Annotated in this window: 24 protein-coding genes; 7 read left to right on the forward strand and 17 right to left on the reverse strand. The window is 62.2% G+C overall.

From position 1 onward, the window contains the following. Positions 1–9: 9 nt before the first annotated feature. The 4 genes from GJ700_RS27065 to GJ700_RS27080 form a co-directional block, all read right to left on the reverse strand. The gene (locus GJ700_RS27065; protein ID WP_195764025.1) at positions 10–816 is read right to left on the reverse strand and encodes an ABC transporter permease; all 807 of its coding nucleotides are present in this window, start codon (positions 814–816) and stop codon (positions 10–12) included. Between the two features lie 23 nt (positions 817–839). Continuing rightward, positions 840–1811, reverse strand: coding sequence for an ABC transporter substrate-binding protein (locus GJ700_RS27070; protein ID WP_154379883.1), 972 nt, complete (start codon positions 1809–1811; stop codon positions 840–842). 37 nt (positions 1812–1848) lie between these two features. Continuing rightward, complete coding sequence (locus GJ700_RS27075; RefSeq protein WP_154379885.1) at positions 1849–2637, reverse strand: ABC transporter ATP-binding protein; 789 nt, start codon at positions 2635–2637, stop codon at positions 1849–1851. 201 nt (positions 2638–2838) lie between these two features. Then, positions 2839–3111 (reverse strand): hypothetical protein, encoded by a 273-nt coding sequence (locus GJ700_RS27080; protein WP_154379887.1) that lies wholly within the window; start codon positions 3109–3111, stop codon positions 2839–2841. A 268-nt stretch (positions 3112–3379) separates the two neighbouring features. Here GJ700_RS27080 and GJ700_RS27085 point away from each other — a divergent pair, with 268 nt between their 5' ends. Together GJ700_RS27085 and GJ700_RS35670 are read left to right on the forward strand one after the other, a co-directional pair. After that, positions 3380–4876, forward strand: coding sequence for an APC family permease (locus GJ700_RS27085; protein WP_371868154.1), 1497 nt, complete (start codon positions 3380–3382; stop codon positions 4874–4876). 357 nt (positions 4877–5233) lie between these two features. Next, a complete protein-coding gene (locus GJ700_RS35670) occupies positions 5234–7288 on the forward strand; it encodes a GGDEF domain-containing protein (RefSeq protein ID WP_229507274.1) in 2055 nt (684 codons plus the stop codon). Between the two features lie 12 nt (positions 7289–7300). Here the strand turns inward: GJ700_RS35670 and GJ700_RS27095 are convergent, their stop codons facing one another. Then, positions 7301–7630, reverse strand: a complete 330-nt coding sequence (locus GJ700_RS27095; protein ID WP_154379889.1) for a YkgJ family cysteine cluster protein — start codon at positions 7628–7630, stop codon at positions 7301–7303. 138 nt (positions 7631–7768) lie between these two features. Between GJ700_RS27095 and GJ700_RS27100 the strand changes: the two genes are divergently transcribed. Continuing rightward, on the forward strand, positions 7769–8497 hold the full coding sequence (locus GJ700_RS27100; RefSeq protein WP_154379891.1) for a substrate-binding periplasmic protein: 729 nt from the start codon (positions 7769–7771) through the stop codon (positions 8495–8497). Between the two features lie 13 nt (positions 8498–8510). On the opposite strand, the gene GJ700_RS27105 is transcribed toward GJ700_RS27100, so the two are convergent. Together GJ700_RS27105 and GJ700_RS27110 are read right to left on the reverse strand one after the other, a co-directional pair. Then, positions 8511–10682 carry an FUSC family protein gene (locus GJ700_RS27105; RefSeq protein ID WP_154379893.1) on the reverse strand — a complete coding sequence of 724 codons (2172 nt, stop codon included), beginning with the start codon at positions 10680–10682 and terminating at the stop codon, positions 8511–8513. 134 nt (positions 10683–10816) lie between these two features. Further along, on the reverse strand, positions 10817–12505 hold the full coding sequence (locus tag GJ700_RS27110; RefSeq protein WP_154379895.1) for a M14 family zinc carboxypeptidase: 1689 nt from the start codon (positions 12503–12505) through the stop codon (positions 10817–10819). Between the two features lie 239 nt (positions 12506–12744). Here GJ700_RS27110 and GJ700_RS27115 point away from each other — a divergent pair, with 239 nt between their 5' ends. Beyond that, the gene (locus tag GJ700_RS27115; RefSeq protein WP_154379896.1) at positions 12745–13491 is read left to right on the forward strand and encodes a hypothetical protein; all 747 of its coding nucleotides are present in this window, start codon (positions 12745–12747) and stop codon (positions 13489–13491) included. A gap of 22 nt (positions 13492–13513) precedes the next feature. Here the strand turns inward: GJ700_RS27115 and GJ700_RS27120 are convergent, their stop codons facing one another. Then, complete coding sequence (locus tag GJ700_RS27120) at positions 13514–14068, reverse strand: NADPH-dependent FMN reductase (protein WP_154379898.1); 555 nt, start codon at positions 14066–14068, stop codon at positions 13514–13516. Positions 14069–14102: 34 nt separating this feature from the next. Then, positions 14103–15014: a LysR family transcriptional regulator gene (locus GJ700_RS27125; protein ID WP_154379900.1), complete on the reverse strand. Its 912-nt coding sequence runs from the start codon at positions 15012–15014 to the stop codon at positions 14103–14105. A 93-nt stretch (positions 15015–15107) separates the two neighbouring features. Here GJ700_RS27125 and GJ700_RS27130 point away from each other — a divergent pair, with 93 nt between their 5' ends. Beyond that, positions 15108–15752, forward strand: coding sequence for a glutathione S-transferase family protein (locus GJ700_RS27130; RefSeq protein ID WP_154379902.1), 645 nt, complete (start codon positions 15108–15110; stop codon positions 15750–15752). Further along, the gene (locus GJ700_RS27135; protein ID WP_154379905.1) at positions 15752–16072 is read left to right on the forward strand and encodes a DMT family transporter; all 321 of its coding nucleotides are present in this window, start codon (positions 15752–15754) and stop codon (positions 16070–16072) included. The genes GJ700_RS27130 and GJ700_RS27135 overlap by 1 nt, the downstream gene beginning before the upstream one ends. 16 nt (positions 16073–16088) lie before the next feature. Here GJ700_RS27135 and GJ700_RS27140 read toward each other — a convergent pair whose 3' ends face one another. The 5 genes from GJ700_RS27140 to GJ700_RS27160 all read right to left on the reverse strand — a co-directional run bounded on the left by GJ700_RS27140 (position 16089) and on the right by GJ700_RS27160 (position 22855). Further along, the gene (locus GJ700_RS27140) at positions 16089–18248 is read right to left on the reverse strand and encodes a S46 family peptidase (RefSeq protein WP_154379907.1); all 2160 of its coding nucleotides are present in this window, start codon (positions 18246–18248) and stop codon (positions 16089–16091) included. Between the two features lie 96 nt (positions 18249–18344). Then, positions 18345–18872, reverse strand: a complete 528-nt coding sequence (locus GJ700_RS27145; protein ID WP_154379909.1) for a nuclear transport factor 2 family protein — start codon at positions 18870–18872, stop codon at positions 18345–18347. Then, positions 18872–20722: a tetratricopeptide repeat protein gene (locus GJ700_RS27150; RefSeq protein ID WP_154379911.1), complete on the reverse strand. Its 1851-nt coding sequence runs from the start codon at positions 20720–20722 to the stop codon at positions 18872–18874. The genes GJ700_RS27145 and GJ700_RS27150 overlap by 1 nt, the downstream gene beginning before the upstream one ends. An 11-nt stretch (positions 20723–20733) precedes the next feature. Then, complete coding sequence (locus GJ700_RS27155) at positions 20734–21924, reverse strand: hypothetical protein (RefSeq protein ID WP_154379913.1); 1191 nt, start codon at positions 21922–21924, stop codon at positions 20734–20736. 661 nt (positions 21925–22585) lie between these two features. Further along, positions 22586–22855, reverse strand: coding sequence for a GlsB/YeaQ/YmgE family stress response membrane protein (locus tag GJ700_RS27160; protein ID WP_154379915.1), 270 nt, complete (start codon positions 22853–22855; stop codon positions 22586–22588). A 284-nt stretch (positions 22856–23139) separates the two neighbouring features. Here GJ700_RS27160 and GJ700_RS27165 point away from each other — a divergent pair, with 284 nt between their 5' ends. After that, complete coding sequence (locus GJ700_RS27165; protein WP_154379917.1) at positions 23140–24264, forward strand: hypothetical protein; 1125 nt, start codon at positions 23140–23142, stop codon at positions 24262–24264. A 54-nt stretch (positions 24265–24318) separates the two neighbouring features. Here GJ700_RS27165 and GJ700_RS27170 read toward each other — a convergent pair whose 3' ends face one another. The 3 genes from GJ700_RS27170 to GJ700_RS27180 are packed head-to-tail and all read right to left on the reverse strand — an operon-like array spanning position 24319 to position 26007. Beyond that, positions 24319–24888 carry a YceI family protein gene (locus tag GJ700_RS27170; RefSeq protein ID WP_154379919.1) on the reverse strand — a complete coding sequence of 190 codons (570 nt, stop codon included), beginning with the start codon at positions 24886–24888 and terminating at the stop codon, positions 24319–24321. A gap of 23 nt (positions 24889–24911) precedes the next feature. Further along, positions 24912–25460 carry a YceI family protein gene (locus tag GJ700_RS27175; protein WP_154379921.1) on the reverse strand — a complete coding sequence of 183 codons (549 nt, stop codon included), beginning with the start codon at positions 25458–25460 and terminating at the stop codon, positions 24912–24914. A gap of 22 nt (positions 25461–25482) precedes the next feature. Beyond that, complete coding sequence (locus tag GJ700_RS27180) at positions 25483–26007, reverse strand: cytochrome b (RefSeq protein WP_154379923.1); 525 nt, start codon at positions 26005–26007, stop codon at positions 25483–25485. Positions 26008–26051 lie beyond the last annotated feature (44 nt).

The following is a 26051-nucleotide window of genomic DNA, read 5'->3' on the forward strand; positions in this document are numbered from 1 at the left end:
CGGTTCTCCTTACTTGGTGCTGGTGTGCGCTTTGGGCAGGTAGTGCAGCACTTTGCGCTCGGCCCAGACCACGGCGGCGTACGTGACGATGCCGGTCAGGGTCAGTGCGCAAATGGCCACGAACACGGCGGCCGTATTGCCCTGGCCTTCGCCATCGACCAGCAGGAAGCCCAGGCCCTGGTTGCCGCCCACCAGTTCGCCGACCGTGACGCCGATGACGGCCAGGGTGGAGGCGATGCGCAGGCCGGAAAACAGGGCCGGCATCGCGGAGCGGAATTCCACCAGGCAGAAGATTTGCCAGCGTGTTGCGTTCAGCGTGCGCACCAGGTTCACCATGTCCGGGTCCACGGTGCGGATCGCGGACAGCACGTTGATCATCACGGGGAAGAACACGATCAGCACGGCCACCACGATCTTGGGATAAATCGTGTAGCCCAGCCACATGACGAACAGCGGCGCGAAGGCGACCTTCGGTGCAATCTGCAACGCCAGGATGTACGGCGACAGCATGGCTTCGGCGCGCGGCGACAGGCCCAGCGCCACGCCGACGGCCAGGCCCAGCAGGGAACCCAGCGCGAAGCCGACCACGACTTCCAGCGCGGTGATGCCGAAGTGGCCCAGCAGATCACTGTTATTCCACATGAAGATGGATTCCTGCACCACGCGGGAAAACCGTGGCAGGATGAATTCCGGCATGCCCAGCCAGCCCGGGCCCCATTCCCATGCGCTCAGGAACAGCGCCAGCACCAGCAGGCTGCCTGCCACGGTGCGGGCTTTTTCACTGAGCAGCGGGTTGGTTTTGACAGGAGTGTCCATGGGGATCGTTGTGGTTGCGGAGCTCATTTCGCGGTTCCGATGAACTGGTTGGTGAACAAGTCATTGACGGCGGCGGCCTTGCTGACGATGCCTTCGCTGACATAGAACTTTTGTACGCTGTCCATGCGCGACGCGTCGATCTGGCCCAGCGGCTTCTGGTTCGCATACACGTACTTGCGGTACATGTTGAAAATCTGCTCGATCGATGCTTCCTTGCCCTTGTACGACGGGATCGCTTCGACGTAGGTGGCGGTGGCGGCTTTCGGATCTTTCATGATGTCTTCCATGCCGCGCAAGGTGGCGCGCACCAGGCGCTTCAGAAGGTCCGGCTTGTTCTTGATGGTGTCGTCGGACGCCAGGATGGCTTGCGCCATGCTTTTGAAGCCGCTGGTTTCAATGATGTCGACCTTGGCGCCGGCGTCGGATGCGCTGACGATCCAGTCGGGCACGCCGGCCAGCGCCTGCGATTTGCCGCCGGCGAACACTTGCCATACGCCGGACGGACCGGCGGCCTGGATCGCCGCATCGGTCTTGGACAGGCCGATGCTCTTCATGTTGCCCAGCAGCGCGTAGTACGTGGTGTCGGTGTACGACATCACGGTGATGGTCTTGCCTTTCAAGTCTTGCAAGGTCTTGATGCCGTCGTCCTTGTGCACGCCGACCATGGTCAGCGAACCGGCGCCCAGCACGGCAATGGCTTTCACGGGCACGCCGTTGGCGCGCACGATGATCGGCGTGTCGCCGATGGCGCCGCCGATCACGGCGTTGCCGGCGCCGATCTGCTTGGCCACGTCGACGCCGCCCTTGGCCGCGACAAAGCTGACTTTCAGGTTTTCATCGGCGTAATAGCCTTTTTGCTGCGCGATCATCCATGGCGCAAAGGCGGGCGTGTTTGGCGGCGCCGGTAACAGGTACGTGATTTCTTCCGGTGCTGCCTGGACGGATGCCGTGGCGGCGATGATGCTGGCTGCGGCGAGGATTTTGTGCAGGTTCATACTCAACACTCCTGATCGTGGTCTGGGATCGTTACATTTAGTGAAGTTCGGCTTCCTGGTCCTTGCCTACCTTCAGCAATTCCATCAGGCGCCCGGCCAGCGGGCCGATTTCAGGCAGCTTGCGGCGCTCCAGCGGGTTGTCGCGGTGGGGCAGGTTGACTTCGATTTCTTCGATGATGGTGCCGGGACGTTCGCTCATCACCAGCAGGCGGTCCGACAGCGCGATGCCTTCGATCAGGTCATGCGTGATGAACAGCGCGGTCTTCTTTTTCTCGTACAGCATCTTGGCCAGGTCCTGCTGCAGGATCATCTTGGTCTGGGCATCCAGGGCGGAGAATGGTTCGTCCAGCAGCAGCACTTGCGGATCGACGGCCAGGGTGCGGGCCAATGCGGCGCGCTGGCGCATGCCGCCGGACAGCTGGTATGGGTAATGGTCTTCGAATCCCTTCAGGTGGCATTTGGCCAGCAAGTCACGCGCCACCTTGTCGCGTTCGGCGGCGGATACGCCATCGATCTCCAGGCCCAGCGCCACGTTGGCGCGGATGGTGCGCCATGGCATCAGCAAATCCTTTTGCAGCATGAACGCCACTTTGCGCACTGGTTTCGTCACCAGTTCGCCGCCTACATACACTTCGCCCGTGGTGGGCAGGTACAGGCCGGAACCCATGTTGAGCAACGTGCTCTTGCCGCAGCCGGACGGTCCGATGATGGACACGACTTCGCCGCTGCGGACAGCGATGTTGACGTTGGTAACCGCTGCGCGGGGTTGGGAAGTTTGCCGGTCGATAAAACTCTTACCGACTTTGCGGAATTCGATCTCGATCATCACTATCTCGCAATCTCATGTTTCATATATAAAACAAGGGTTTATATATGGGTTGTAATGTGATTGAAATATAGTTGAGAATCTTGGCGGCTCCAACCTCTGTTTCAAATAAAAATCGTCATCTCATAGGTGAAACAAATGGCGTAAAAAAACGCCCCGTGGCGCAGGCCACGAGGCGTCGGGGAAGGGGGCGGAGCGGGCTTAGGTGGCGGACGCGGTCTGCAGCGCGCGCGGGCGGTGTTGCTTGGCGTCGCGCTCGGCTGGCAGCGAGACCTTGCGCAGCGCGTTGTCCACCGCTTCCGGCGCGGCCGAGACTGGCGGCAGCGCATCGGTGCGCTGCTGGTGTTGTGCCGGCATCCAGCCCAGGATGGCGGCGGTGGCGGCCACACACAGAAGAATCACGGAACCTGCGGCCATGGCGGCCGAGGCGGGCACACGGTTGCTGACAGTAGGGATTTTCTTGATGATGGCCATCCTGGGCTCCTCGTTTAATTAGATTTGTACGAGCCTCAAGATTATCGTTTTGCAATAACTCAAATCTAGCCAGTGAGCTGTATCAAAAGTAAGTATGTGTAACTTTGCGTAGAACGCTTGCCACACTCCGCAACACAGTTGCCTTCTTGTACAAATAATGCTCGTGGGGGCAACGGGTGTAGCCCTATAATCGCTAGTTTTCTGAGAATCGCAGCAGGACGCACCGGCACAACCGGCGCGGCAGCTCTACCTATACAAGGAATCGCCTGTGAATCAAACCCTGGTCCAGAAACTGACCCGTACCAAGCCGCCCGCAGCCGAGCAAAGCGAAGCGCAATCCGCGAACGGCCTGGCGCGCTCGATCGGCTTGTTCCCGCTGACCATGATCGGCGTCGGCGCCACGATTGGCACCGGTATCTTCTTCACGATGGTCGAAGCGGTTCCCAAGGCCGGTCCGGCCGTGATCCTGTCGTTCCTGATGGCCGCCATTACCGCCGGCCTGACTGCGCTGTGCTATGCCGAACTGGCGTTCCGCATTCCCGCCTCCGGTTCGTCGTATTCGTTTGCGTACGCCACCGTGGGTGAATTCCTGGCCTTTATCATGGCGGCCTGCCTGTTGCTGGAATACGGGCTGGCGGCCAGCGCCACGGCCATCGGCTGGTCCGACTACCTGAATAACTTCCTGACCAACGCCATCGGCTGGCATATACCGGACGCGCTGCACAAGCCCATGATCGTCTCCGGCCCGAATGGCGTGGAATGGCACATGGGGCAGTTCAACCTGCCGCCGATGATCCTGGTCGCGCTGTGCTGCTTCCTGCTGGCGCGCGGCACCAAGGAATCGGCCACCACCAATGCCATGATGGTGATGGTGAAGCTGGCGATCCTGATCTTCTTCGTGGCGATCGCGTTCACGGGCTTCGACATCAATAACTTCCACCCGTTCTTCCTGGACGTCAGCGCCAAGAGCGTGGGCGGGATGGCGGGCGTGACGGCGGCGGCCGGCACCGTGTTCTTCTCGTTCATCGGCCTCGATACGGTGGCGACGGCCGGCGAAGAAGTCAGGGATCCCAAGCGCAATGTGCCGATCGGTATCCTGGCCGCACTGGGCATCGTGACCGTGTTTTACCTGCTGGTGGCGGTGGCCGCGCTGGGTGCGCAACCTGCCGCCCAGTTCGCCGGCCAGGAAGCGGGGCTGGCCGTGATCCTGTCCAACGTGACGGGCAAGACGTGGCCGGCGCTGATCCTGTCGGCGGGCGCCGTGATTTCCGTGTTCAGCGTGACCCTGGTGACGATTTACGGCCAGACCCGCATCCTGTACGCGATTGCCAAGGATGGCCTGATTCCGAAGGCATTCAAGGCCGTGCACCCGCGCACGCAAACGCCGGTCGCCAATACCGTGATGGTCAGCGCAGTGGTGGGAATGGTGGCGGGCCTGGTCGATGCGACCTTCCTGTGGGACATGGTCAGCATGGGCACCCTGACGGCGTTTATCGTGGTGTCGCTGGCGATTCCCGTGATCCGCCGCAAAGACAAGCTGACGGGCGATACCAGCGGCCGCCAGGGCTTCCGCGTTCCGTTCGGCCCGTATCTGATCCCGGCCCTGTCGATCTTCGCGTGCCTGTACATCATGCGCGACCTGTCGGCCACCACGTTCCGCATCTTCTCGATCTGGATGGTGGCGGCCGTGGCGACTTACTTCCTGTACGGCATGCGCAATTCCAATATGAACCGCAATGGAGCGGCGGCACCGCAAGTGGTGTAAGCGCTTGGCGACCCCCGAAAAAAAACCGGCTTTCGCAGCCGGTTTTTTTATTTGCGCGACAGCGCTTCGAACTCTTCCAGCGAGCAATCCAGTACTGGCAGCAGGCACAGGCGGGCGGCCACGGCGGCGGCGCCGATAACAGAAGTGATGATGGCGAATAGTTCCATGGTGAAGCTCCTTTCGTTGACTTGTTGCAGTGCAGTATATGGGCCGTTCAGAAATAATTGAACTTTTGATTTGTGATGCTGGCGATTCATGATTTGAATATCTTATTGTGAGTTTTACTTCCCTGTGATTAACAAACCTGCACTCGGGTATCATGGATACTTATAAGCAAGTAATTCTGGGGAGCAGGAAATGTCATTGCGCATCAAGCTGATGCTGGCGCTGTTCGTGACCGGTCTGGCGACAGTCGCCATGGTCGGCGGCCTGACGTCGTACAGCGTGCATTCGAAATTCGACACCATCCGCAGCCGCCAGGCGGCAGACCATTTCCACCGCTATATGACGGCCTATCTCACCGAATATGGTGACTGGGAAACAGCCATCTCGACGGAATCGTTCGATCGGTTTGTGCAGCGCAAGGAAACAGCGGAGCCTGCGCCCCAGGGCGAGCGCGCCAGCGACATGCTGGAGCGTATGCCGCCGTCCATCGACCGGAAATCGCACCGCGCCGCCGGTGAGCGGGGCGGACCCGGATATGGTCCGGGGCCGGAAGACGACGGCCGGCCGGGACCGGAGGCCCGCAGGCCGCAGGAAGGGCGCGAGGGTCCGGACGGAGCCCGTCCGCCCGCCTACGGTGCGCCACGCCAGGCCGATGGTCAGCCAGGCCAGCGTCCTCCCGCTTACGGTGCGCCACGCGCTGCCGGGCAGCCGCAGGAAGGCGCGCCGCAAGGCCAGCCTCGCGCCGGTGGCGCCGACGATGGCCGCGCGCCGCGTGACGGCATCCGCCCTCCGCCGCAGGACGGACTCCGTCCTCCGCCACAAGATGGCATGCGTCCGCCGCCGCCGGATGGCCAGCCATGGCCGCCGCAGGATGGCATGCGGCCACCGCCACGCGATGGCATGCGTCCGCCACCGCGTGATGGGATGCGGCCGCCGGCCGACGGCATGCGCCCCCGTCCGGGCGAGGGGCCACCGGAAGGCCGCCCGCGCGAAGGCGAACGTGCGCCGCAGACCCAGGGCGCGCTGCCGCAAGCGCATGTCCAACGCGCCGCGTACAGCGCGGCCGCACAGGCATCGGCCCCGTCCGGCGCATCGGCTGCCGGGCAATCCGCGTACGGCGCCGGCCGCCAGCGTGACGGAGGTCCCGCCGACGACCGAGACGACCCGCCGGCAGACGATCCCCGCCGCGCACTGGACGGCTCGCCATTCCCGCCGCGCGGTGACGGCGACGCGGGGCGCCGCCCGCGCGACCGCAATGGCCGTCCCGGCGGCCCGCCGCCATTCCGCTTCGTGCTGGCCGACAAGCACTACACGGTGCTGCTGGGCGCCGGCCAGTATGGTCCCGGCTCGGTCCTGAATGAAGAGTCGCGCGCCAAGGCCCGCCCGATCGTCGTCAAGGGCGACACCGTGGCCTACGTGTCGACCGAAGGCGTCGTCACCCCCAGCAAGCAGGAACAGGAATTCCTCGATGCGATGCAGTCATCGCTGCTGGCCGGCGCCGGTGCCGCCGCCGCCCTGGCGCTGGGACTGGGCATGTTGCTGGCCGGTGGCCTCAGCAGCCGCCTGAGCAAACTGACGGGCGCCGTGCGCGCCATGCAGGGCGGCGCGCTGCGCCAGCAAGTGCCGGCCGAAGGTAAGGATGAAGTGGCGGAACTGGCCGGCGCCTTCAACGACATGAGTGAACAGCTGGCGCGCAGCCATGAAGAATTGAAAGCGTCGCACCAGACCATCCTGGAACAGGCGGAGCAATTGAAAGAGCTGAGCATCCGCGATGCGCTGACCAGCCTGTACAACCGCCGCCATTTCGACGAACAGGCCAATACGCTGTACCACCAGGCCGTGCGCCACAAGCGCCCGATCAGCCTGGTGATCGGCGACATCGACTTCTTCAAGAAGATCAACGACAACTTCTCGCACGCCACCGGCGACGTGGTGCTGCGTCACGTCGGGTCCATCTTGCGCCAGCACGTGCGGCTGTCCGACCTGGTGGCGCGCTACGGTGGCGAAGAATTCGTGCTGGCGCTGCCGGACACGGATGGCAAGCAGGCCGCCGCGCTGTGCGACAAGCTGCGCTCCCTGATCGAAGCGTACCCGTGGCACGAAGTACATCCCAACCTGAAGGTGACGATGAGCATGGGCGTGTTCGCCGACTATGCCGTCGGTACGGCGGAAGCCATGCTGCAAAAGGCCGATGAATTGCTGTACAAGGCCAAGGAAACGGGCCGCAACCGCGTGTGCCACGTATGATGTGACGGCCGGTTACGCGCCTTCAGCCAGGGCGGCTAGCGCGGGCAAACCGTGCGCCGCCCGCGCGCCATTGCATTCCGGCGTCCCTTCCATGAATTCGCGGCACGTCGACGAGCGCTGCAAATAAATCGAACAGCCGACGGACTTGCCCACTTCTCCCTGCAGTGCAATGCAGCGCGCCGGCTTGCGCTCGGTGCCGCGCATGGCCACGTGGTGCGGCGTGACAGGAATCACGAGATGGGCGGGCACGCTGCCGCCCGGATGGTCGTCGGATTCGGCCCAGTAAAACGAAACGCGGAAATTGGCGCAGCACGCGCCGCAGGTTTGGCAGGCGGATGACATCGGAGCAATGTAAAACAAATACCGGTTGCCATGATACCTGCTGTTGCGGCAATGCGGTGTCGCTTTGGCAATACAGCAGCTATGCGGTGCCGCGACAGATTTGCTCAGCTATACTGAACTGACTACGCCGGCCAACCCATGATACGCATTCCGACCGCCTTGCTGACACTCTGCGCTTTCGTGCATGGCGCCGCCATCGCGGAAACGCAGTATATCGTCTTCATCGCTCCCACCAACCACACGATGCCGATGGCGCAATTCCGCGACGGCATGCTGGTCGACGGCGTGCTGAAAAACCTGGGCGATCTGATCGCGCGCCGCATGGAGCGCCGCGCCGTGTATGTCAGCGTGCCCAGCAAGCGGGTCAGCGAAGTGCTGTCGGCGGGAGGTGCGGATGCGCTGTGCTACGTGGTGCCGGTATGGATCGACGGCCGCTATAACTGGACCAAACCCTTCATTAATTCCACCGCCATCGTGGCGGCGCGCAAGGATGCGCCCGTCCTGAAATCGGTCACCGACCTGGCGGGAAAGCCGATCGGCACGGTGATCGGTTACCGCTATCCGGAACTCGAGCGTTTGCTGGGCCCGCGCTTCGTGCGCGAAGATGCCCCGACCACGGAACTCAATTTCCGCAAGCTGGTGGTGGGGCGCATGCAATATGCGACGATCGACCAGATCGCCTTTGAATACCGGATGCGACAGGAACCGTCGCTGGCGCTGCGCAAGGATGTCGCGTATGCCACCGTCATGACGCAATGCGCGTTTTCACTGCATTCGAAAATCCCGTTCGCGCAGGCGGAACACGCCATCGATGCGCTGGTGCAGGATGGCAGCATCGCCGCCATGCTGAACCAGTACGCGCGTTGACTTGCCTTGATGCTCAAGCCACGTTGCGCCCGATCGCCTCGCTGTGCACGATGATTTTTTCCGCATCCGCCTGCAGCAGGTGGATGCGCCGCTGCACCAGCGGCCAGCCGGACCAGGCCACGGCGTCACCCGGCAACGCCGGCGCCGCGGCAGACGGTACGGCATCGCTTGCGTTGCCGCTATGGCCGCCATGCGGCGCCAGCGCCCGCGCCAGCGGTTTGCACACTTGCGCATGGCTGTGTTCCAGCAGCGCATTGATGGCATTTGCCGGGATCTCGTTCACATGGCGGCGCAGGATGGCGCGCAGCGCCGCCACGTGCGCCACCAGCAGATAATTCTGCACCACGAACAGATTGATATCTTCCGCCGCGCGCTGCTTGCTGGCCGGCTCATCGAGCATGCGCACCATCGCGGCCGACAACGCGGCCAGGCTGTCCATCAGCAGCTTGCGGTCGATGCGGTAGCGGAAATCGTTGCGGCACTTGCCCTGCAACAGTTCAAAGCTCGACTCCATGTAGCGCAAATTCGCTTCCAGCACTTGCCGCACCAGGCGGGGCAGCGACTGGAATTCCCAGTTCGGCAGCAAAAAGCTGAACAGCGTCGCAATCGCCGCGCCGATGAACGTGTCGACCAGCCGCTCCATCACCAGGTTCGTATTGCCGGGGGCGACCAGGTGCATTTGCAGCAGGATCATGACTGACACGGAAATCGCCGCGTAGCGGTAACGCACGTACAGGAACGTGGGCGTGGCCACCGTGGCGAGGATCAGCACCCCGACAATAATTGGCGTGTAGTGGAAAAACTTCAACACCAGCGCCGTGATGACGCAGCCGATCACCGTGCCGACGATGCGGTCGGAACGGCGCTGCCTGGTCATGGCAAACGACGGCTTCAGGATGATGACGATGGTCAGCACGATCCAGTAACTGTGCGCCGCGTATACCGCATTGTGCAGCCATTCCGCCACGGCCAGGCCGGCGCCGATGGCCAGCGCCACGCGCAGCGCAAAGCGGAACACGGGCGAGTCGCGCCGCAAGTGCGACAGCATCAGCTGTAATTCATATTTTTGCTGCGACAGGAACGGCTGCATGTCGGCATCGACCCAGAATGGCGTGCCTTCATATTCCTTCTGGCTGGCCACGTGCAAGTCGCCGATGGCGCGGATGATGGCGCGGATCTTGTTGCGCTGCGCGCGCAGCACGGCCAGCGCTTCGTGCGACGGCAAGCCCGCCGCGACTTCCTGCTGCAATTGGCCGATATGGTGCTCCACCGCGTCCAGCTCCGCGATGTAATCGATCGCCTGCGTCGATGCCTGCTTGCGCGTGACGGCGTAGCCGACCGACTCGATGTCGCGCGCCGCCTTGTACGCCAGGTCGTGCAGCGATTTCAGCACGGGCGAATCGGCCAGGTGCGTGCGCAGCAGCGCGTAATCCGTGTGCGTGGACAGTACCAGTTCATACAAATCCAGCATGCACACGTGGATTTGCACGACAATGGCGTCCTTGCGGTTCTGGTGCGCACGCAGGATCAGGTCGCGCGACGCCTGCTGGCGATCGGCCAATACACTTTGGTGGCGCACCAGGCGGTTGAACTGTTCGGTGAGGTTGAAGCGGGTGTCGTAAAAGTCCGCCTTGATGTCGATGTAGGCGGCCAGTTCGAACAGCGCTTCGGCCAGTACTTGCTGCTTGATGCGGTGGCGCAGCAGCCATGCCAGCGCCATCGCATAGCCAAGGTAGGCGACGCTGCCCAGCAGGAACAGGCCTGTATGGCTCAACGCCTGGCGCACCGTCATCGTGTGTTCCATCGACATCGTCATGATGAACAGCGCGGCCAGTTGCAGCGGCATCGATTTCTTGCCATACACCACCATCATGCAGGCGAAGAAGCTGACGGCCACCATCATTGGCATCAGCAGCCACGGGTATGGTCCGCACAGGCTGATGACCAGCGTGACACCGGTGCACAGCAGCACCGACGCCAGCATTTCATTGAACTTGTGGCGCAACGGGCTGGGCATGTCCATCAGCGCCGTGCACAGCGCGCCGATGCAGACCGTCATGGCCGTGTTCATGTCGGACAGCGGCAGGGCGATCAGCGTGACGCCGATCAGGCCTGCCGCAAAGCGCAGGCCCAGGTGAAAGTAATGGCTGTAAAAGAAGGTGCGCAGGTTGAGTGCGTAGTGCATAGGGAATCCGTAGGGCGGATTTGCTCCGCAAAGCCGCCATGCTGGCGATGCGGCGGCATTGAACGTGATGGCGGTGCAGGCATGGCGGCAAGCCTGCGGCTTACCGCCCTACGTATGGCAAAGGTACTGGCTGTTCAGAATACGGACAAAACCGGATAGCGGCGCCATTCCGGTTCCGCATGGCGTTTGCCGTGATGGAAGATGAAGGTCAACACGGCATCCTGGTTGCCCAGCAATTCAGGGTTGGCCTGTTTCCACGCTTCAAATCTGGTTTTCAGTTCCGGCTCGGATTCCAGCATTTCCAGCGCCAGGTCTTCAAACACGTAATCTGAAAACGCTTCCTTCTTTTCCAGCACGCTGTTGAAGAAACCCCAGCGGAAGAAACTGTCGTGGCCCAGCGGTTCCAGCGTTTCCACCGCATAGCGGGCGTTGTCCTGGTCCAGCGGCACCAGGTAGTCGCCCACCGCCAGCTGGAACGCCCCGTGGCGCGCCTCCACCTGCACGTCATCATGGAACATGTGGCCTTCGTAGGCGGTCGGGCGCGAGGTGACCGACGCGATGTGGTAGTACTGCGCATCGACCACCGTCGCCTGCTCCACGCGCGTCATCTGCACGCCGTTCCATTGCAGGCGCTCGATGACTTCGCGCCACTGCTGCGGCACCACGTACATTTTCGGGGCGCGCACGGACGCGCTGACGGGGAAGCTGTTGTAGTACGTGATGTCGCGTTCCCACGGCTGCGAGCGGTCGTACGACAGGCGCGTGTAATTGCCGATCACGCTGGCGTGGCGCTTCGCCGCGTAACCCTTGAAGCGGAACGTCGACGTGTTCGATTCATCGAGCTGCCACATCACGGGCCACTCTGCGCGCGTGCGGCCTTCCGCCCTGGCGGCGGCGCGCAACTGTTTGATGTGCGCGCCATTGGCCACGGTGAATGCCATCACGGATTCCACCAGCGCGCGCATCGAGTCGTAGCGGTCCGCGAACGGCTTCAGCATGTGGGTTTCCGGCATGAAGCCGATGATGTGGTGCAGCGCCGTGAAGCCGGTCGAGAAGCGGGGCACTTCGAGGAATTCCACCAGGCCGTCATCCGGGATATCGGTCATCGGATTGACGTATGGGCAGGTCGGCCAGCCGCGTTGTTCCATGTCGGCGTAAATGTGCGGCAGCATGGTGTTGCGCAGGAAGGACCCGAGGCCGCCACCGAGCTTGTCGGCCTGCGTGTGGATCAAGGTCATCGTGTACGTGTAGTCGGCGCCGTTCGACGTGTGCGTGTCGACCATGACGTCCGGATCCCAGGACGTGACCAGCTTGTTGAACACCTGCGCATTGAGGCTGTCGCACTTGATGAAGTCGCGGTTCAGGTCCAGGTGGCGGCTGTTGCCGCGGAAGCCGAATTGTTCCGGGCCATCCTGGTTCACGCGCGACGTATTGCCGCGGTTCAGGCAACCATCGACGTTATATACCGGCACGAACAGCAAGACCGTGTCGCCCAGCGCGGCCAGGCGCTCCGGCTGGAAGCACAGGTCGCGCACCATGGCCATGCAGGCATCGATGCCTTCCGGCTCTCCCGGGTGGATGCCGTTATTGTTGAAGAACACCGTGCGGCCGGCGCGCTTGATGGCGTCGCGGTCGAAGACGCCGTCCGCGCTGACCACGCCGTGGTGGATCGGGATGCCGCCATCGGATACGCCAATCTGCTCAAAGCGCAGCACCTGCGGGAACCGGCGCGCCAGTTCTTCGTAAAAGGCGATGCAGTCGGTCCACAGGGTGGTCTGGTTACGGTTGCCCTTTTCATAAGGCGTGAGCATTTCTGGGTGCATGGCGTCTGGATCTCAGAGGATATGTCGATGGAATATGCGGCGCGCGCCGGGTAGACGCAGGGGAGGAATTGTATCACCGGTGTGGTTTTAAAGCCGCGCGCGGGGGACTTTACCAGGGCTTTCCAGGCCGTTTTGCCCGGGGTTTGCGCTCCTTCATACGCTGCCATTTTTTGCCATGGTCCACTGGATTTTCCAGCCGGGCCGCGCGTGCGCCTGGCGTCGACGTGCGGAGGTGGGAAATGAAATTGAATATGGGATTGAAAGTGGGCATCTGCACGGCGCTGTTGTCGGCGCTGGCGACGGTGGCCATCTCGCCGAGAGTGCAGGGCGCCGGCAGCACCATCCATGCGGCGCGGCGGGATGGCAGCGATGCGATCCGCTTCGACGGCGGCCAGGCGCTGGTGCGTTTCAGGGGCATGACGGTGCTGGTCGATCCGGATGCGGGCGCCGCCGACCTGGCGCCGGTCGACCTGGTGCTGCTGCGCGGTTGCGGCCCCGCGCAAATGGCGTGGCTGGCCCGCCAGCGGCTGGACCGCGCCGTGGCCGTGGTGGCCACGCCGGGTGGCCAGTGCGCGATGGAAGTGCGGGGCAAGGGTGTGCGCCGGATCCAGGTGCTGGGCATGTGGGGCGCCTACACGCTGAAATTGGGTAATGGGACGGTGCGGCTGACGGTGATGCCCGCCATGATGGGCGATGGCCCTGACGCCGGCCAGCCCGACCTGGCGGCGGTGCCGGGCGTCATGATGGATTTGTCGGACCACCAGGGCGGGTCGTACCGCATATACGCGGGGGGCGAGGCGGACGGCCCCGCGCTGGCCAGTTTGCCGCAGCGATTCCCCGGCGCCGACATGGCCATCGTGCGGCGCGGCGGGGCGCCGTTACTGGCGGCGGTCGAAGCGGGCCGCAACGGCAGCCGCGTGGTGCGGGAAGTGGCGCTGCGGCCGGAAGACCCGGCCTATGGCATCGTCGCGGTCAAGCGACGTTAGCGGCGCCGGGCCGTGATGGAGGTTACGTGTTTTTCTCGGTCCATGCGGCAAACGCATTGACGAACTTGGCCAGCACGTCGCGCGTCTGGTCGTTGTTGACGCGGCCGTCGGGACCCAGCAGGTTGGCTGCGTTGCCGATATAAGCTTCCGGCGCCGGCATGGTGGCCACGTTCAGCGCCACCAGCGACTGGCGGATGCTGTGGTTGGCGCCAAAGCCGCCCACCGCGCCCGGCGACGCGGTAAAGACTGCGGCCGCCTTGCCATTCCAGATGCTCTTGCCCCATGGGCGGGAACCCACGTCGATGGCGTTCTTGATGGTGGCGGGCATCGAACGGTTGTATTCGGGCGAGACGAACAGCACGCCATCCACCTTGGCCAATTGTTCGCGGAAGCGGGTCCATGGTGCGGGCGGCGTGCCGGCGTCGTCCAGGTCCTGGTTGTACAGGGCCAGGTCGCCGATTTCGGCCACTTCAAATTCCAGCGACGACGGCGCCAGCGCGATCAATTCCTGGGCGAACTTACGGTTCAGCGAATCCTTGCGCAGGCTACCAATCAGGACAGCGATTTTCTTGGGCATCACAGACTCCGGTTGTTGTTGAAGGAACAAGGTGTCAATGTACATCACTGGGGAAAAACGTGCGCAACTCGTGGTACAGGAAATCCAGCAGGGCGCGGATGCGGGCTGTGTCTTTCAAGTCGCGGTGCGTGAGCAACCACAGGCCGGTGTCGAATCCGGGATCGGGCGGCGCCAATTGGCGCAGGTGGCGGTCGTTGCCGGCCAGGTGCAGCAGCAGGGGCGCCAGGCCCATGCCTTCGCGCACGGCGTCGGCCATGGCCAGCAGGCTGTCGGCGCGCAGCGCGATCCGTTGTTCCGGGACGTTATCCGCCAGCCAGCGGGCCTGCGCCAGGTGGGCCAGGGAATCGTCGAGGCCGACCCAGTCGTGTTCGGCCCAGTGATCCGGTGCAATGCCACGGTCCCGCGCGGCTTTCAGGTAAGCGGGCGCACCGAAGATGGCGCTGTGCATGGTGCCGAGGCGGCGCCCCACCAATGTTTCCGGCGGCGTGTTCGACGGGCGCAGCGCCACGTCCGCTTCGCGGCGGTTCAGGTTCAGGAATGCATTGTTGACCACTAGGTGCAGCCGCACGTCCGGATGCAGGCGGCGGAAGCGGGCCAGCGCCGGCAGCAGCATGGAGCGGGCCAATGTATCCGTGGTGGTGATGCGGATTTCGCCGCTGAGCGCCGTGTCGCGTCCTTCGACAGCGCGCTGCGCGGCCGCCACTTGTTCCGCCAGCGGACCCATGCGCTCGCGCAAGGTTTCGCCGGCCGGCGTCATCACGTAGCCGGTCTGGAAGCGTTCGAACAGGCGGACGCCCAGTGTGCGCTCCAGGCTGTCCAGCCGGCGCAGCACGGTCGAGTGGTTGACGGCCAGTGCGCGCGCCGCCGCCGCGATGCTGCCGCCATCGCAAACGGCGGCGAAATAGCGCAAGTCTTCCCAATCCAGGTGCTCAGCGGAGTTCGGCATATTTGCATAACCTTTTTGAATATATTGGGAATATTAATGCGTTTTTGCCGAACCTATACTGGCTCCATCATTTTTCAATCAAGGAGCCCCACCATGCTGACGCTGTACACGGCCGACACACCGAATGGCCACAAGGCCACCATCGCATTGCAGGAACTGGAACTGGCGCACGACGTGAAACTGGTCGACCTGAACGCGGGCGAACAGCACCACGAGACGTTCGCCGCCATGAGTCCGAACCACAAGATTCCCCTGCTGGTGGACGATGGCCGCGCCATCTTTGAATCCGGCGCCATCCTGATCCACCTGGCCGACAAGGCGGGCCGCTTGCTGCCGGCGGATGGCGCCGCGCGCAGCGAGGTGCTGCAATGGCTGTTCATGCAGGTCGGCAGCGTGGGGCCGATGCTGGGGCAGTTATGGTGGTTCCGCCACATGGGCAAGGAAAGCGGCAACCATAACGAACAGGCGCTGCAGCGCTATGGCCGCGAAGTGCGGCGGCTGTATGGCGTCTACGACCAGCGCCTGGCTGCGCACGAATGGCTGGCGGGTGGCGCTTACTCGATTGCGGACATCGCGACGTGGCCGTGGCTGGCCTCCCACCATGAACTGGGCATCGACATGGCGGACTATCCGCAGGTGGCGAACTGGCTGGCCCGCATCGGCGCGCGTGACGCGGTGCGGCGCGGTGTCGCGCAAACCAGGCGTGTGGCGGCGTGCGCGGTGGACGGGGGCGTGTGATGACGGCCTGGCTGTTGTTGCTGGCGGCGGCGACGGCCGACATCGGCATGGCCATCGCGCTGAAATATGCGCAGGGCTGGACGCGGCTGTGGCCCAGCGTGCTGGGGCTGGCGCTGGCCAACGGGGCGATTGCGTTGCTGACGGTCTCGCTGCGCCAGTTGCCGGTGGGGACGGCGTTTGCCGTGTTCACGGGACTGGGCGCGGCCGGCGTGGCGGCGCTGGGAATCGTGTATTTCGGGGAGAGCGCGTCGCCGTTGCGGCTGGCGTTGATCGCGCTGATCGTGGTGGGGATTGCGGGATTGAAAATCGCTCCCGCATAATCCCCGGGGCGCGGGTTTATTCGGCGCCCATTTCCTTCAGCAGGTTATCGGCCTTGTCCACGTGCTTCATGTTCCACAGCATGTAGCGCAAGTCGACCTGGATGTCGCGCGTGTTGGCCTTGTTGAAGTCCCAGTCGGAAATGATGGAATCGAGCGTGCCGTCAAACGCCAGGCCCACGAATTCACCCTTGGCGTTCAGCGCGGCGGAACCGGAATTGCCGCCCGTGATGTCCAGGGTCGCCAGGAAGTTCACCGGCACCGTGCCCAGTTTCGGATCGACATATTTGCCGAAGTCCTTGTTCTTGATGGCGTCCAGTTGGGCTTTCGGCGCATTGAATTCGCCTTCGCCCGTGGCTTTCGCTGCGACGCCTTTCACGGTGGTGAAGGCATTCCACGCCAGGCCGTCGGCGGTACCCCATGGGCGGCCCATGATGTTACCGAAGGTCACGCGCAAGGTGCCGTTGGCGTCCGGGTACACGGCCTGGCCTTTGGACTTCATGTAAGCGATTTTCGCTTTCATGTACGTCGCATAGGCTTGCTGCAGGTTGCCCGCCAGTTCTTCCTCTTCCGCTTCTTCCTTGATCACGCCAGGGTACATGGCGACAGCGGCCTTGATGAAGGCGTCGTCGCTGGCCTGGAATTCCGCCACCGACTTGCCGATCCACGCTTCGCGGGTGGCGGCGTCGCCCAGCTTGCTGCCGGCGTACAGCTTGTCCATCGCGGCTTTCAGTTCCTCCGCGCCCATGCCGGCTTTCACGCCGACCGATGCATCCCAGTTGGCATTGTGTTCGGCCGCCGGTTGCGCCGCATACTTGACCAGGTGGTGCATGACCAGCGCCTTGTCGACTTTTTCATCGTAGCTGCGCGACAGCGATGCGATGTTGGCCTTGATGCGTGGCAGGTCGCGTTCCTGGAAACCCGCCTTGCGTTCCGCGTTCGGCTTTTGCGTTTCGTTGGCCAGGCGGTACATCAGGCGCGCCGCGCTCAGCATGCGGGGCTGGGCATAGTTCAGTTCGAAGTCGCGCTTGACGTCGGCGTCGCGCTTGGCGATCAAGCCTTCCACCTGCTCGATACCGGCCGCGTATTCCTGTTTGCGCTTGGCATCGGCATTGACCCACGCTTTCATGTCCGCGTGCTCTTTGGTCTTGCGGGCCAGGAAATCGCTGTTCGCGTACGAATCCAGCATGCCCTGGCGGTTCTTGTAATAGTTGTTGGTGCTGGCCACGCGCGCCGCGTATTTCAGCGCCGTGTCGCGGTCACCCTTGGTTTCGCGGTCGATGATGGCCAGGTCGTCGCCCGACGCTTTCACGAAGTTCGGGTAATTCCAACCAAACGTGAAGTCCACTTCGGACGGCAGACGGTGGCGGTTGGTGCGGCCAGGGTAGCCCAGCACCATGACGAAGTCGCCTTCCTTGACGCCTTCCCTGGCCAGCTTCAGGAACGACTTCGGCAGGTAGGGCACGTTGTCCTTGTTGTAGTCGGCGGCCTTGCCATCCTTGCTGACGTAAGCGCGGTAGAAGCCATAGTCGCCCGTGTGGCGCGGCCACATCCAGTTGTCCGTATCGCCGCCGAACTTGCCGACGCCGGCCGGCGGCGCGTGCACCAGGCGCACGTCGCGGATTTCCAGCTGCTTGATCATGTAGTACTCGAGGCTGCCGTAGAAGGCGGACACGGTGCAGCGGTGGCCTTCATCCTTTTCGCATTCGGCGACCAGGGTTTTCTGGTTTTTCTCGATCGCGTCGCTGCGCGCCTTGCCATGCAGTTTCGCCACGTCCGGCGTGATGATTTTCGCCGTGACGTTCGCCACATCCTTGGTCACGTAAATGCGGCTGCCCGGCTTGGCGGGCACTTCGTCGGCCAGCGTCCTGGCCAGGAAACCGTTGGTCAGGATATCGTTGGCGGCCGTGGAATTGTGCGCCACGCTGTCGTACACGCAGTGGTGGTTGGTGGCCACCAGGCCTTGCGGCGATACGAACGATGCCGAGCAATTGCCCAGGCTGACGATCGCGTTCATCGGGAATTCAGTCAGGCGGGTCAGCGAAGCTGGATCGAGCTTCAGGCCGGCCGCCTTCAATTGTTTGGCAACTTGCGGCAGTTGCTGGGGCATCCACATGCCTTCGTCGGCATAGGTATTCGCGGCGCTCAGAATCGCGAGCGCGATCAGGGTCTTTTTCATTACGGGCTCTTGGCGGGTTGGATATGACTGTGGCCCGGATCGGGCCACAGCGCGCAAGTATCCGCCTGATTGACGTATACGTCAATCATGTACACGTCAACTCTGTTTCGGCGGCCGGATGCCCGTGTAGTGCGCCGACACCAGTTTCCACTGGTGATCTTTCTGTTGTGCAACGTAACTGGCGCGCATGGCGAAGCTGCGGGCCTGGCCTTCCGCTTCCATCGTGTACACCAGTTTGGCCACCACCAGCGCCATATCGTTGTGGGGGCCCATCAGCCGCACCACGGTATCCTGCACCTGCACGGTGGGGGCGGGACGCTGCTGGCCCGGCGCGTAAAAGGTCAGCATTTTTTCGCGGCTGTCCAGTTCACCGACGGGCGACACTTCGATGTAATCGTCGGTGGTCAGCGCCTGCAAGCGCGCCTGGTCGAAATTGCGCTGGGCTTCCGCGTGGGCGCGCACCAGGTCGGCCAATGGGGATGAAGGCAGTTCGGCGGCGACGGCTTGGGTGTACATGATAAAACCTCCCATAAACAGGATCAGGGCGACAAAGGTGGCGCTCAGCGCGGCGACCAGCAGCAGCGCGCGGCGGGTTAAATGGCTGGCGGGGCGTTGGGGGTTCATCACGCTGCCTCCTGGTATTGCCGCATGGCGGTGATGTCGCGCAGTTGCAGCGCCTTATAGATTTCCGCGCGGTTGGCGTAATGGCTGGCCACCATTGGTTCCAGTTCCAGCACGCGGTCCATGTCGGCCAGCGCGGCCGGCAAGTCGCCATGCGCGTAGTGGTTGACGGCGCGGTTGACGCGGGCCGCCACGTGGCGCTGGTCCAGTTCGATGGCGGCGCTGTACGCGGCCTGCGCTTCCCGCCGGCGCTCCAGCATGTCGAACGCTTCGCCCAGCAGCAGGCACGCTTCCGGCTGCTGCGGATTCAGTTCCAGGCTGGTGCGCAGGCACGCCACGGCGGCATCCCACTGGCCCAGTTGCGCGTGGCAGGCGCCCTTGTTGAAATACACTTCCGCATACGGTGCGCTGTAGCGCGCCGCCAGGCTGTACATCGCCAGCGCTTCATCGTGGCGGCCCAGCCGTTGCAGGATATTGCCGCTCTCGTTGTAGTACTCGGAGTAGTACGGGTCCATTTCCATCGAGCGGTAGTAATAGTGCAGCGCATCTTCCTGCTGCCCCAGCGCGGACAGCACTTGCGCCGAGTTATACAGCAGCACCGAGCGGTGCAGCTTGTGCACGTCATCGCCCAGCATGTCCGTCAAATACAGGAAGCCTTGCTGGCACAGCATCAGCGCATCTTCCGGACGGCCCTGGCGCACGCGCACGAAGGCCAAGCCATTGTTGATGAACACGTTGAGGAAGGCGAATTGTTCGTCGGGGATGTCGCCTTCCGCCAGCTGCAGGTGGTGCAGCGCCAGTTCGATGTGGCGGTGCGACAGCGGCACATTCTGTTCCTTCAGGTAGCGCAAGTGCACCATCGCCAGCAGGTAATGCAGCTTGGCTTGCAGGACGTGCTGCGTCAGGTAGGGCAGCGCATATTTTTCCACCACGTCCAGCGCGCGCTGTTCCTGGCCGGTCGTGACCAGGCCCTGGAAGATATTGCCGATGTAATCCCAGCGCGCCGCTTCGTCGCCGCCCACCAGTTGTTCCAGCCATGGCAGCACGGTGTCGACAAAGGTCGACGCTTCGTAATAAAAGCCATAGTGGTTGTGCACGCACAGTGCGCGCATCGCCACGCGGGCCGTGTTCAAACCATCGCCCCGGTTGCGGTAATAGCGCAGCAGCGGGATGTATAAACGCTCCCATTCGGCCATGCCGGCGCCATACAGGTCTTCATAGGTCAGCCCTTCCGCCACCGGCGGCGCATCGTCTTGCGGCGCCAGGCGGATCAGCGGCAGGAAGCCGGTTTCCGGCGCCAGCGCGAGGCCCGATGCGGCCAGCGGCAGGGCAACGGTATCCGGCATCGTCGGCGATTCGATGCAGACCGTGATGCGGCTGCCGATGGTGAGGCGGCGCGCCAGTTCCGTCACGAAGCGCGACGCCAGGTGGCCCGCGCCATGGAAGTTACGGATCAGCAGCGCCCATTGCTCATCGGCGCCCACTTCCGCCTTCCATGCGCGGATCAGTCCCACGGCGCCATTGATGAGCCGATAGGCGCGGTCCAGCGGGAAATTGCGGGTTTTTTCCGTCATGCTGGCGGTGTCGGTCAGGCACGCATATTTCAATCCGATAGTGTTGCGGTGTTGCGGCAGCATCATATACAGCGCGTAATTGTGTTCATCCAGCACGTCCTGGCGGCCCTGCGCCGCGTAATAAAGATAGGCTTGCTCGACCAGGTTGCTGACGCCGGCCCAGACGCCATGGTTGGCGAAGCTGGTGTCCAGTTCATACGCGCGCACGGCGGTGGCCAGCGCGGGCGCATCCAGTTGCTGCACGGGGCGGATGCGGTACAGGTGGGTGGTATTCAGCATTTTTTTCTTCCCTACGTTTTTTGGGTATGGGTCCGACCCCGGATCCAGACGATCAGCCCGGCGGCGAGGAGTGTGGCGGACAGGATGAAGAACAAACTCAGGTCCCATTGGCTGCTGGCGGACGCGGCGCTACCGAGCGCATTCCACGCGTCCCGGCCATAGCGCAGCACGGTGGGGATTACGACCAGGAACAGGAAAGCCAGGGAGGCGACCCGTCCTGCCACCCAGACGGCGGCAAAGGCGCGCAAAGTGGGCAAATGGTAGTAATCCGTGTGGCCCGGCGCCCCGGCCCGTCCCAGGCTGAGCTGGTGCAGTTTTTCGCGCAAATAGACGCGGGCCTCGCTATCGAGATTCGGGTAGTTGCAGTAAGTACAGAGGACATAATAGACATCCGTTTTCAGGAAGACATTGAATTGCCACGACAACGTAATCAAGATCTGCAATATCAGTGCCTGGAAAATATTAATAATAAAAGGGTGGCTGCCTTCATTAATGAATACTTTAATCAGCAGCGTAATCAAAGCGATATTCAAAACATCAACCAGCATGCCGGCCACCAACGGTAAATAGCGGGACTGGCGGGGCAGAGCGTGCAGGCCGGATAAGTCCGCTTCCGCCACGATATTCCACAGCCGGTTTCCCCAGCCCAGCCGCGATTGCACGCCATATTTGGCGGCGGCCATCATGTGGCCTAATTCATGCAATCCGGTGGTGCAACTGTGCAATACCAGTAAAGTCAGCAGTGAAACCGTGAAATGGTCTTGCAGGTACAACGCGGTGGGATTGATGCGCAGGCGGGGATCGGCGACCGCTTCGAACAATGCGTACGCGATCAGCGCGCCATAGGCGCCCCACGCGGGCCACGAAAAGAACAGGCCGGCGAGACGGGCGGGAACGGCAAATTTCCAGCGGCGGTCCGCCTCCGTGGCGGCGGCGGGCGCCGGCGTGCCGGGCGCATGGATAAAACGCGCTTCCAGCAACACATGGAGAAAATCGTCGATATCCACCGCCTCCCCGAAGGTCCGTTTGATTTCCGCCACGGTGACGCCCTGTTGCAGCAGGCGGATGATGCGCACGCCTTCTTGCGGGAACTGGTAATACTCCTGCAAGTCCTGGTTTCCGACCAGGAAATCATCGCCTTCGGGCTGGATGGACAGGGGAATTACGCAGTACGTTGCGCAGTCATTTCGTTGGTCAGCCATGGTGTATTCCGGTCTTATCGGGGGAGTGCGGCAGGTTTTTTTATTTGACGGGAATCAAAGGCGGCAGTGGCCTGCTGCCGGCCTTCTCATCGCTTCAGCGATCCCTTACAGCGGGAAGGGCCAGCACGCGAAGATCGGGTACATGGCCACGGCAGTGGTTTTGAGTTTTTGTACTTTGATTGCCGAGATCTTTTTCATGGTAATAACTCCTTCAGGTTTTATTTGAATGATTTAAATCCGGTATTTATCCGGATTAGAAAGGCCAGCAGCAGAAGATTGGGTACATTGCCACTGCGGTGGTTTTCAGTTTTTGCGCTTTGATTGCGGAAATTTTCTTCATTTCAACTCTCCTTAAAAGGTATGTTTTTCAATTAAACCGGGCATTTCGTAACACCCGGACCGAACTTTAGACCTCGTAAATTCGAATGTCAACTATCCAAATAAAAAATTTTTTTAATTGTCAATAGGGTGACAAATTAAATGTCAATGGAATGACAAATTAAATGCGGGCGCATTGCGGTATTAATTATTTTAAGGAAATTGGAATTACTATTTAATTAATTTCAGCAGGAAAGAATAGTGAGCATTGCTGCAAACTATTCAGGGAATTCGGCGGGGAATCAGGAAGAGGCCGGACGAACGTCCGGCCGGCAGGGGAGTTTCAGCGCAGGCGGCCGCGGAAGATCAGGTTGACGATCCCCAGCAAGACCACCGCGCCGAGGAAGGACACGATCAGCGACACGGCGCTGAAGTCATCGGCATTGATGGTGCCGCCGCCAAACATCGGCGCCAGCAGCCAGCCACCCAGCAAGGCGCCGACGATACCGACCACCATGTTGAGGAAGATGCCCTGTTGTGCGTCGGTTTTCATCACCATGCTGGCGAGCCAGCCAATGATCCCACCAATAACGATCCAAAGTACGAAGCTCATATACCCTCCTATCGTAGACGACAGGCCATCCCGGTTGGAAGGGCCGTTGAACCTATTCTGTCCGTGCTTTCGGCGCCACGTCCGTGCGCCAACGTACAGACGCGAAATTGCTTATACCCCTTTGCGCAAGTGCAATTTATCGGGCGCGTCATACAGCAGAGCTTGGATCGCCGTCATGGCCGCCAGGATGATTGGTTTCGACGTAAGCGCGTCTCCGCACAGAAGCCAAGGGATGTCAGCCGTAAGGTGGCCATTCTGTAATGACAAACTTTGGGAGACTCAACATGAGTAACTATGACAGTTCCCGGCTGGTCACCGGCTTGTTCCACGACCGCGACAGCGCCGAGCGCGCATATGAACGGGCCGCGCAGCGCGGCTACAGCAGAGATGACGTGAACCTGGTGATGTCGGACGAAGCACGCCGTCGCCACTTCGCCACCGACGATACGGAATTGGGCAGCAAGGCTGCCGAAGGCGCCGGCGTGGGGGCGGGGATAGGCGGCGCTGTCGGCGCCGTACTGGCGGCGATTGCCGCCGTGGGCACCACGGTGGTGCTGCCGGGGATTGGCGTGGTGGTGGCGGGGCCGGTGGCCGCCGCCGTTGCCGGCGCGGGGGCCGGCGCCGTCACGGGTGGTGTGCTGGGCGCGCTGGTGGGCGCCGGGATACCGGAAGAGCGCGCGCACCTGTACGAGGAAGGCGTCAAGAAGGGCGGCATCCTGATGGGCATCCATGCCCGCTCCGAGGATGATGCCGCATACCTGGCGAAAAGCTGGCAGGAAGAGTCCGGTGAGCACGTGCTGGGCACGGGTGTGGGCGCGGGTGCCGGCGCATTGGCCGGGATTGCCGCGGGCTCGCCCGCCGGTCCGGTGGGGATGGCGGCAGGCGCCGTGATTGGCGGGATTGCCGGCGGCCTGGCCGGCAAGGGCACGGCCGAAGTGGTCAACCCGAAACCGGGCGATCACCTGGAAAACCACCATATGGCCGAAGGGATCGGTAGTGGCGGAGGCGCCATGGCGGGGGCTGCCATCGGGGCTGCCGGCGGTCCCGTTGGCATGGCGGCTGGCGCGGCGGTTGGCGCACTGGCCGGTGGCGCGGTGGGGCTGGGTGTCGGCGCGGCGGTCAATCCGGCCGACGAGCAGCGCTTCTGGCAAGACCACTTCAAGCGCGAAGACTACTACGTGCCGGGCTATGACTATGACGATTATGGTCCTGCCTATGCGCTGGGCTATAACAGCCGTGAACGCTACGGCGGCAACTGGGACGCGGCGGAAGAACGCCTGCGCAATGACTGGGAAAGCATGAAGGAACGGTCGCGCCTCAGCTGGGCGCAAGCCAAAGCGGCCGCACGCGCCGCGTGGGACCGGGCCGGCCATCCGGCGCCGGTCGATCCTTACCGTGAAACCCCGTAAGTAAAAAGGGCCGGCGGGAATGCCCGGCCGGCCCTTGAATTCAGCGGCTTGCGATCAGTCCGCTTTGACGGCTTCCACCTGGATCGCCAGTTTCACGTCTGGCGAGAAGCGCGGCAAGCCATAGTTCAGGCCAAAGTCGCTGCGCTTGAATTCCGCCGCCACGTCAGCGCCGCATACTTCACGCTTCAGCATCGGGTGCTGGATGCACTTGAACGATTTCACGTTCAGGGTGACCGGCTTGGTCACGCCCATCAGGGTCAGGTCGCCGTCGACGGACACCAGCTTGTCGCCGTCGAATTTCAGCGCTTTGCTCTTGTACGTCACTTCAGGGAATTTCTCGACGTTGAACATTTCCGGCGAGCGCGCGTGATTGCTCATTTTTTCGTGGCCAAAGTCGATCGATTTCGCATCGATGACGATATCGAGCGTACCCGTTTTGGCTGCACGGTCCACCGTGACTGTTCCGCTGGTCTTGGTGAATTTGCCGCGCCATACCGAGATACCCAGGTGATCGGCTTCGAAGCTTGGGTAGGTGTGGTTGGGGTCGATGTTGTAGGTCTCGGCGGCAAAGGCCGAACCTGCGGTGGCGGCGATCAGGGCGGCGATCAGGACTTGAGCTTTCATTCGTGTGTCTCCGGGTTGGATGGTTACTGTGTTGCTACTACGTGGAATTTGATGATGACGTCATCGGCGACCATGCCGGTGTCTTTCCATTCGCCTTCGCCAATGTTGAAGGCCAGGCGCTTGATCGGCAGCGAACCATCGAACACCTGGTTTTTGCCATCGGCCTTGACGCTCAAAGGGAACGACACATCGGCAGCCTTGCCCTTGATGGTCAGCTTGCCCGTCACGGTCAGCTTGCCGGCGCCGGCGCTCTTGATCGACGTGGACGTGAAGGTGGCTTTCGGGAACTGGGCCGAATTGAACCATTCTTTCTTCGCCACTTCCTTGTTCATTTCCGCTTCGCCCAGGTCCAGGCTGGCCGTCTCGATTTCCACCGTGGCTTTCGACGCTTCCGGGGACTTGTCGTTGTAATCGATGACGATGTTGTGCTTCTTGAACTTGGACTCGACCGGCACGTTCATTTGCTTGAAGGTGGCGGACACCGAGCTTTTCGCGACGTCGGTTTTCAGGACGGCGGCGCCAGCCGCCAGCGACAGGCCCAGCAGCGAGGCCAATAAGACATGTTGTTTCATAATTAATATCCGGTGTGAGGGGTTACGGCAGCATGCGCTTGAGCACGCCGTCACGGTCAATGAACTGGTGTTTTAACGCGGCGCCCGCGTGGGCGATGACAAACAGCGCCATCGTCATGTTCAGCCAGTAGTGGATCGGCTTGAAGAACGCCTTCAATTCCGGCGTGCCTTCGAACAGCACCGGCATGTGCCAGACGCCCAGGTAGACCACGGGCACGCCGGCCGCCAGCGAATACAGGTAGCCGGAAATCGGCACGGCAAAGATGAAGAAATACAGCGCATAGTGGACCGCGTCCGCCGCCTTGTTTTGCCATGCGGGCATGCCGGCCGGGTGCGGCGGCGGCGTATGTTTGGCGCGCCACAGTGCACGGGCCACAGCCAGGAACAGTACGGTCACGCCCATCCATTTATGCCACGAGTAGTATTTCAGCTTGGTCGGCGTGATGCCCTTGATGTCGACCATCGTCAGGCCCAGTAAAAAGGCGGCAATGATCAGGAGGGCGACCAGCCAATGCAGCAGCATGGCGGTCCTGGTGTAGCGTTCCATGGTGGTCCTTCAGAATTAGTACGTGTTAGAACTAAATATAACAA

Source organism: Pseudoduganella rivuli, assembly GCF_009674485.1.
Taxonomy (GTDB): Bacteria; Pseudomonadota; Gammaproteobacteria; order Burkholderiales; family Burkholderiaceae_D; genus Rugamonas; species Rugamonas rivuli_B.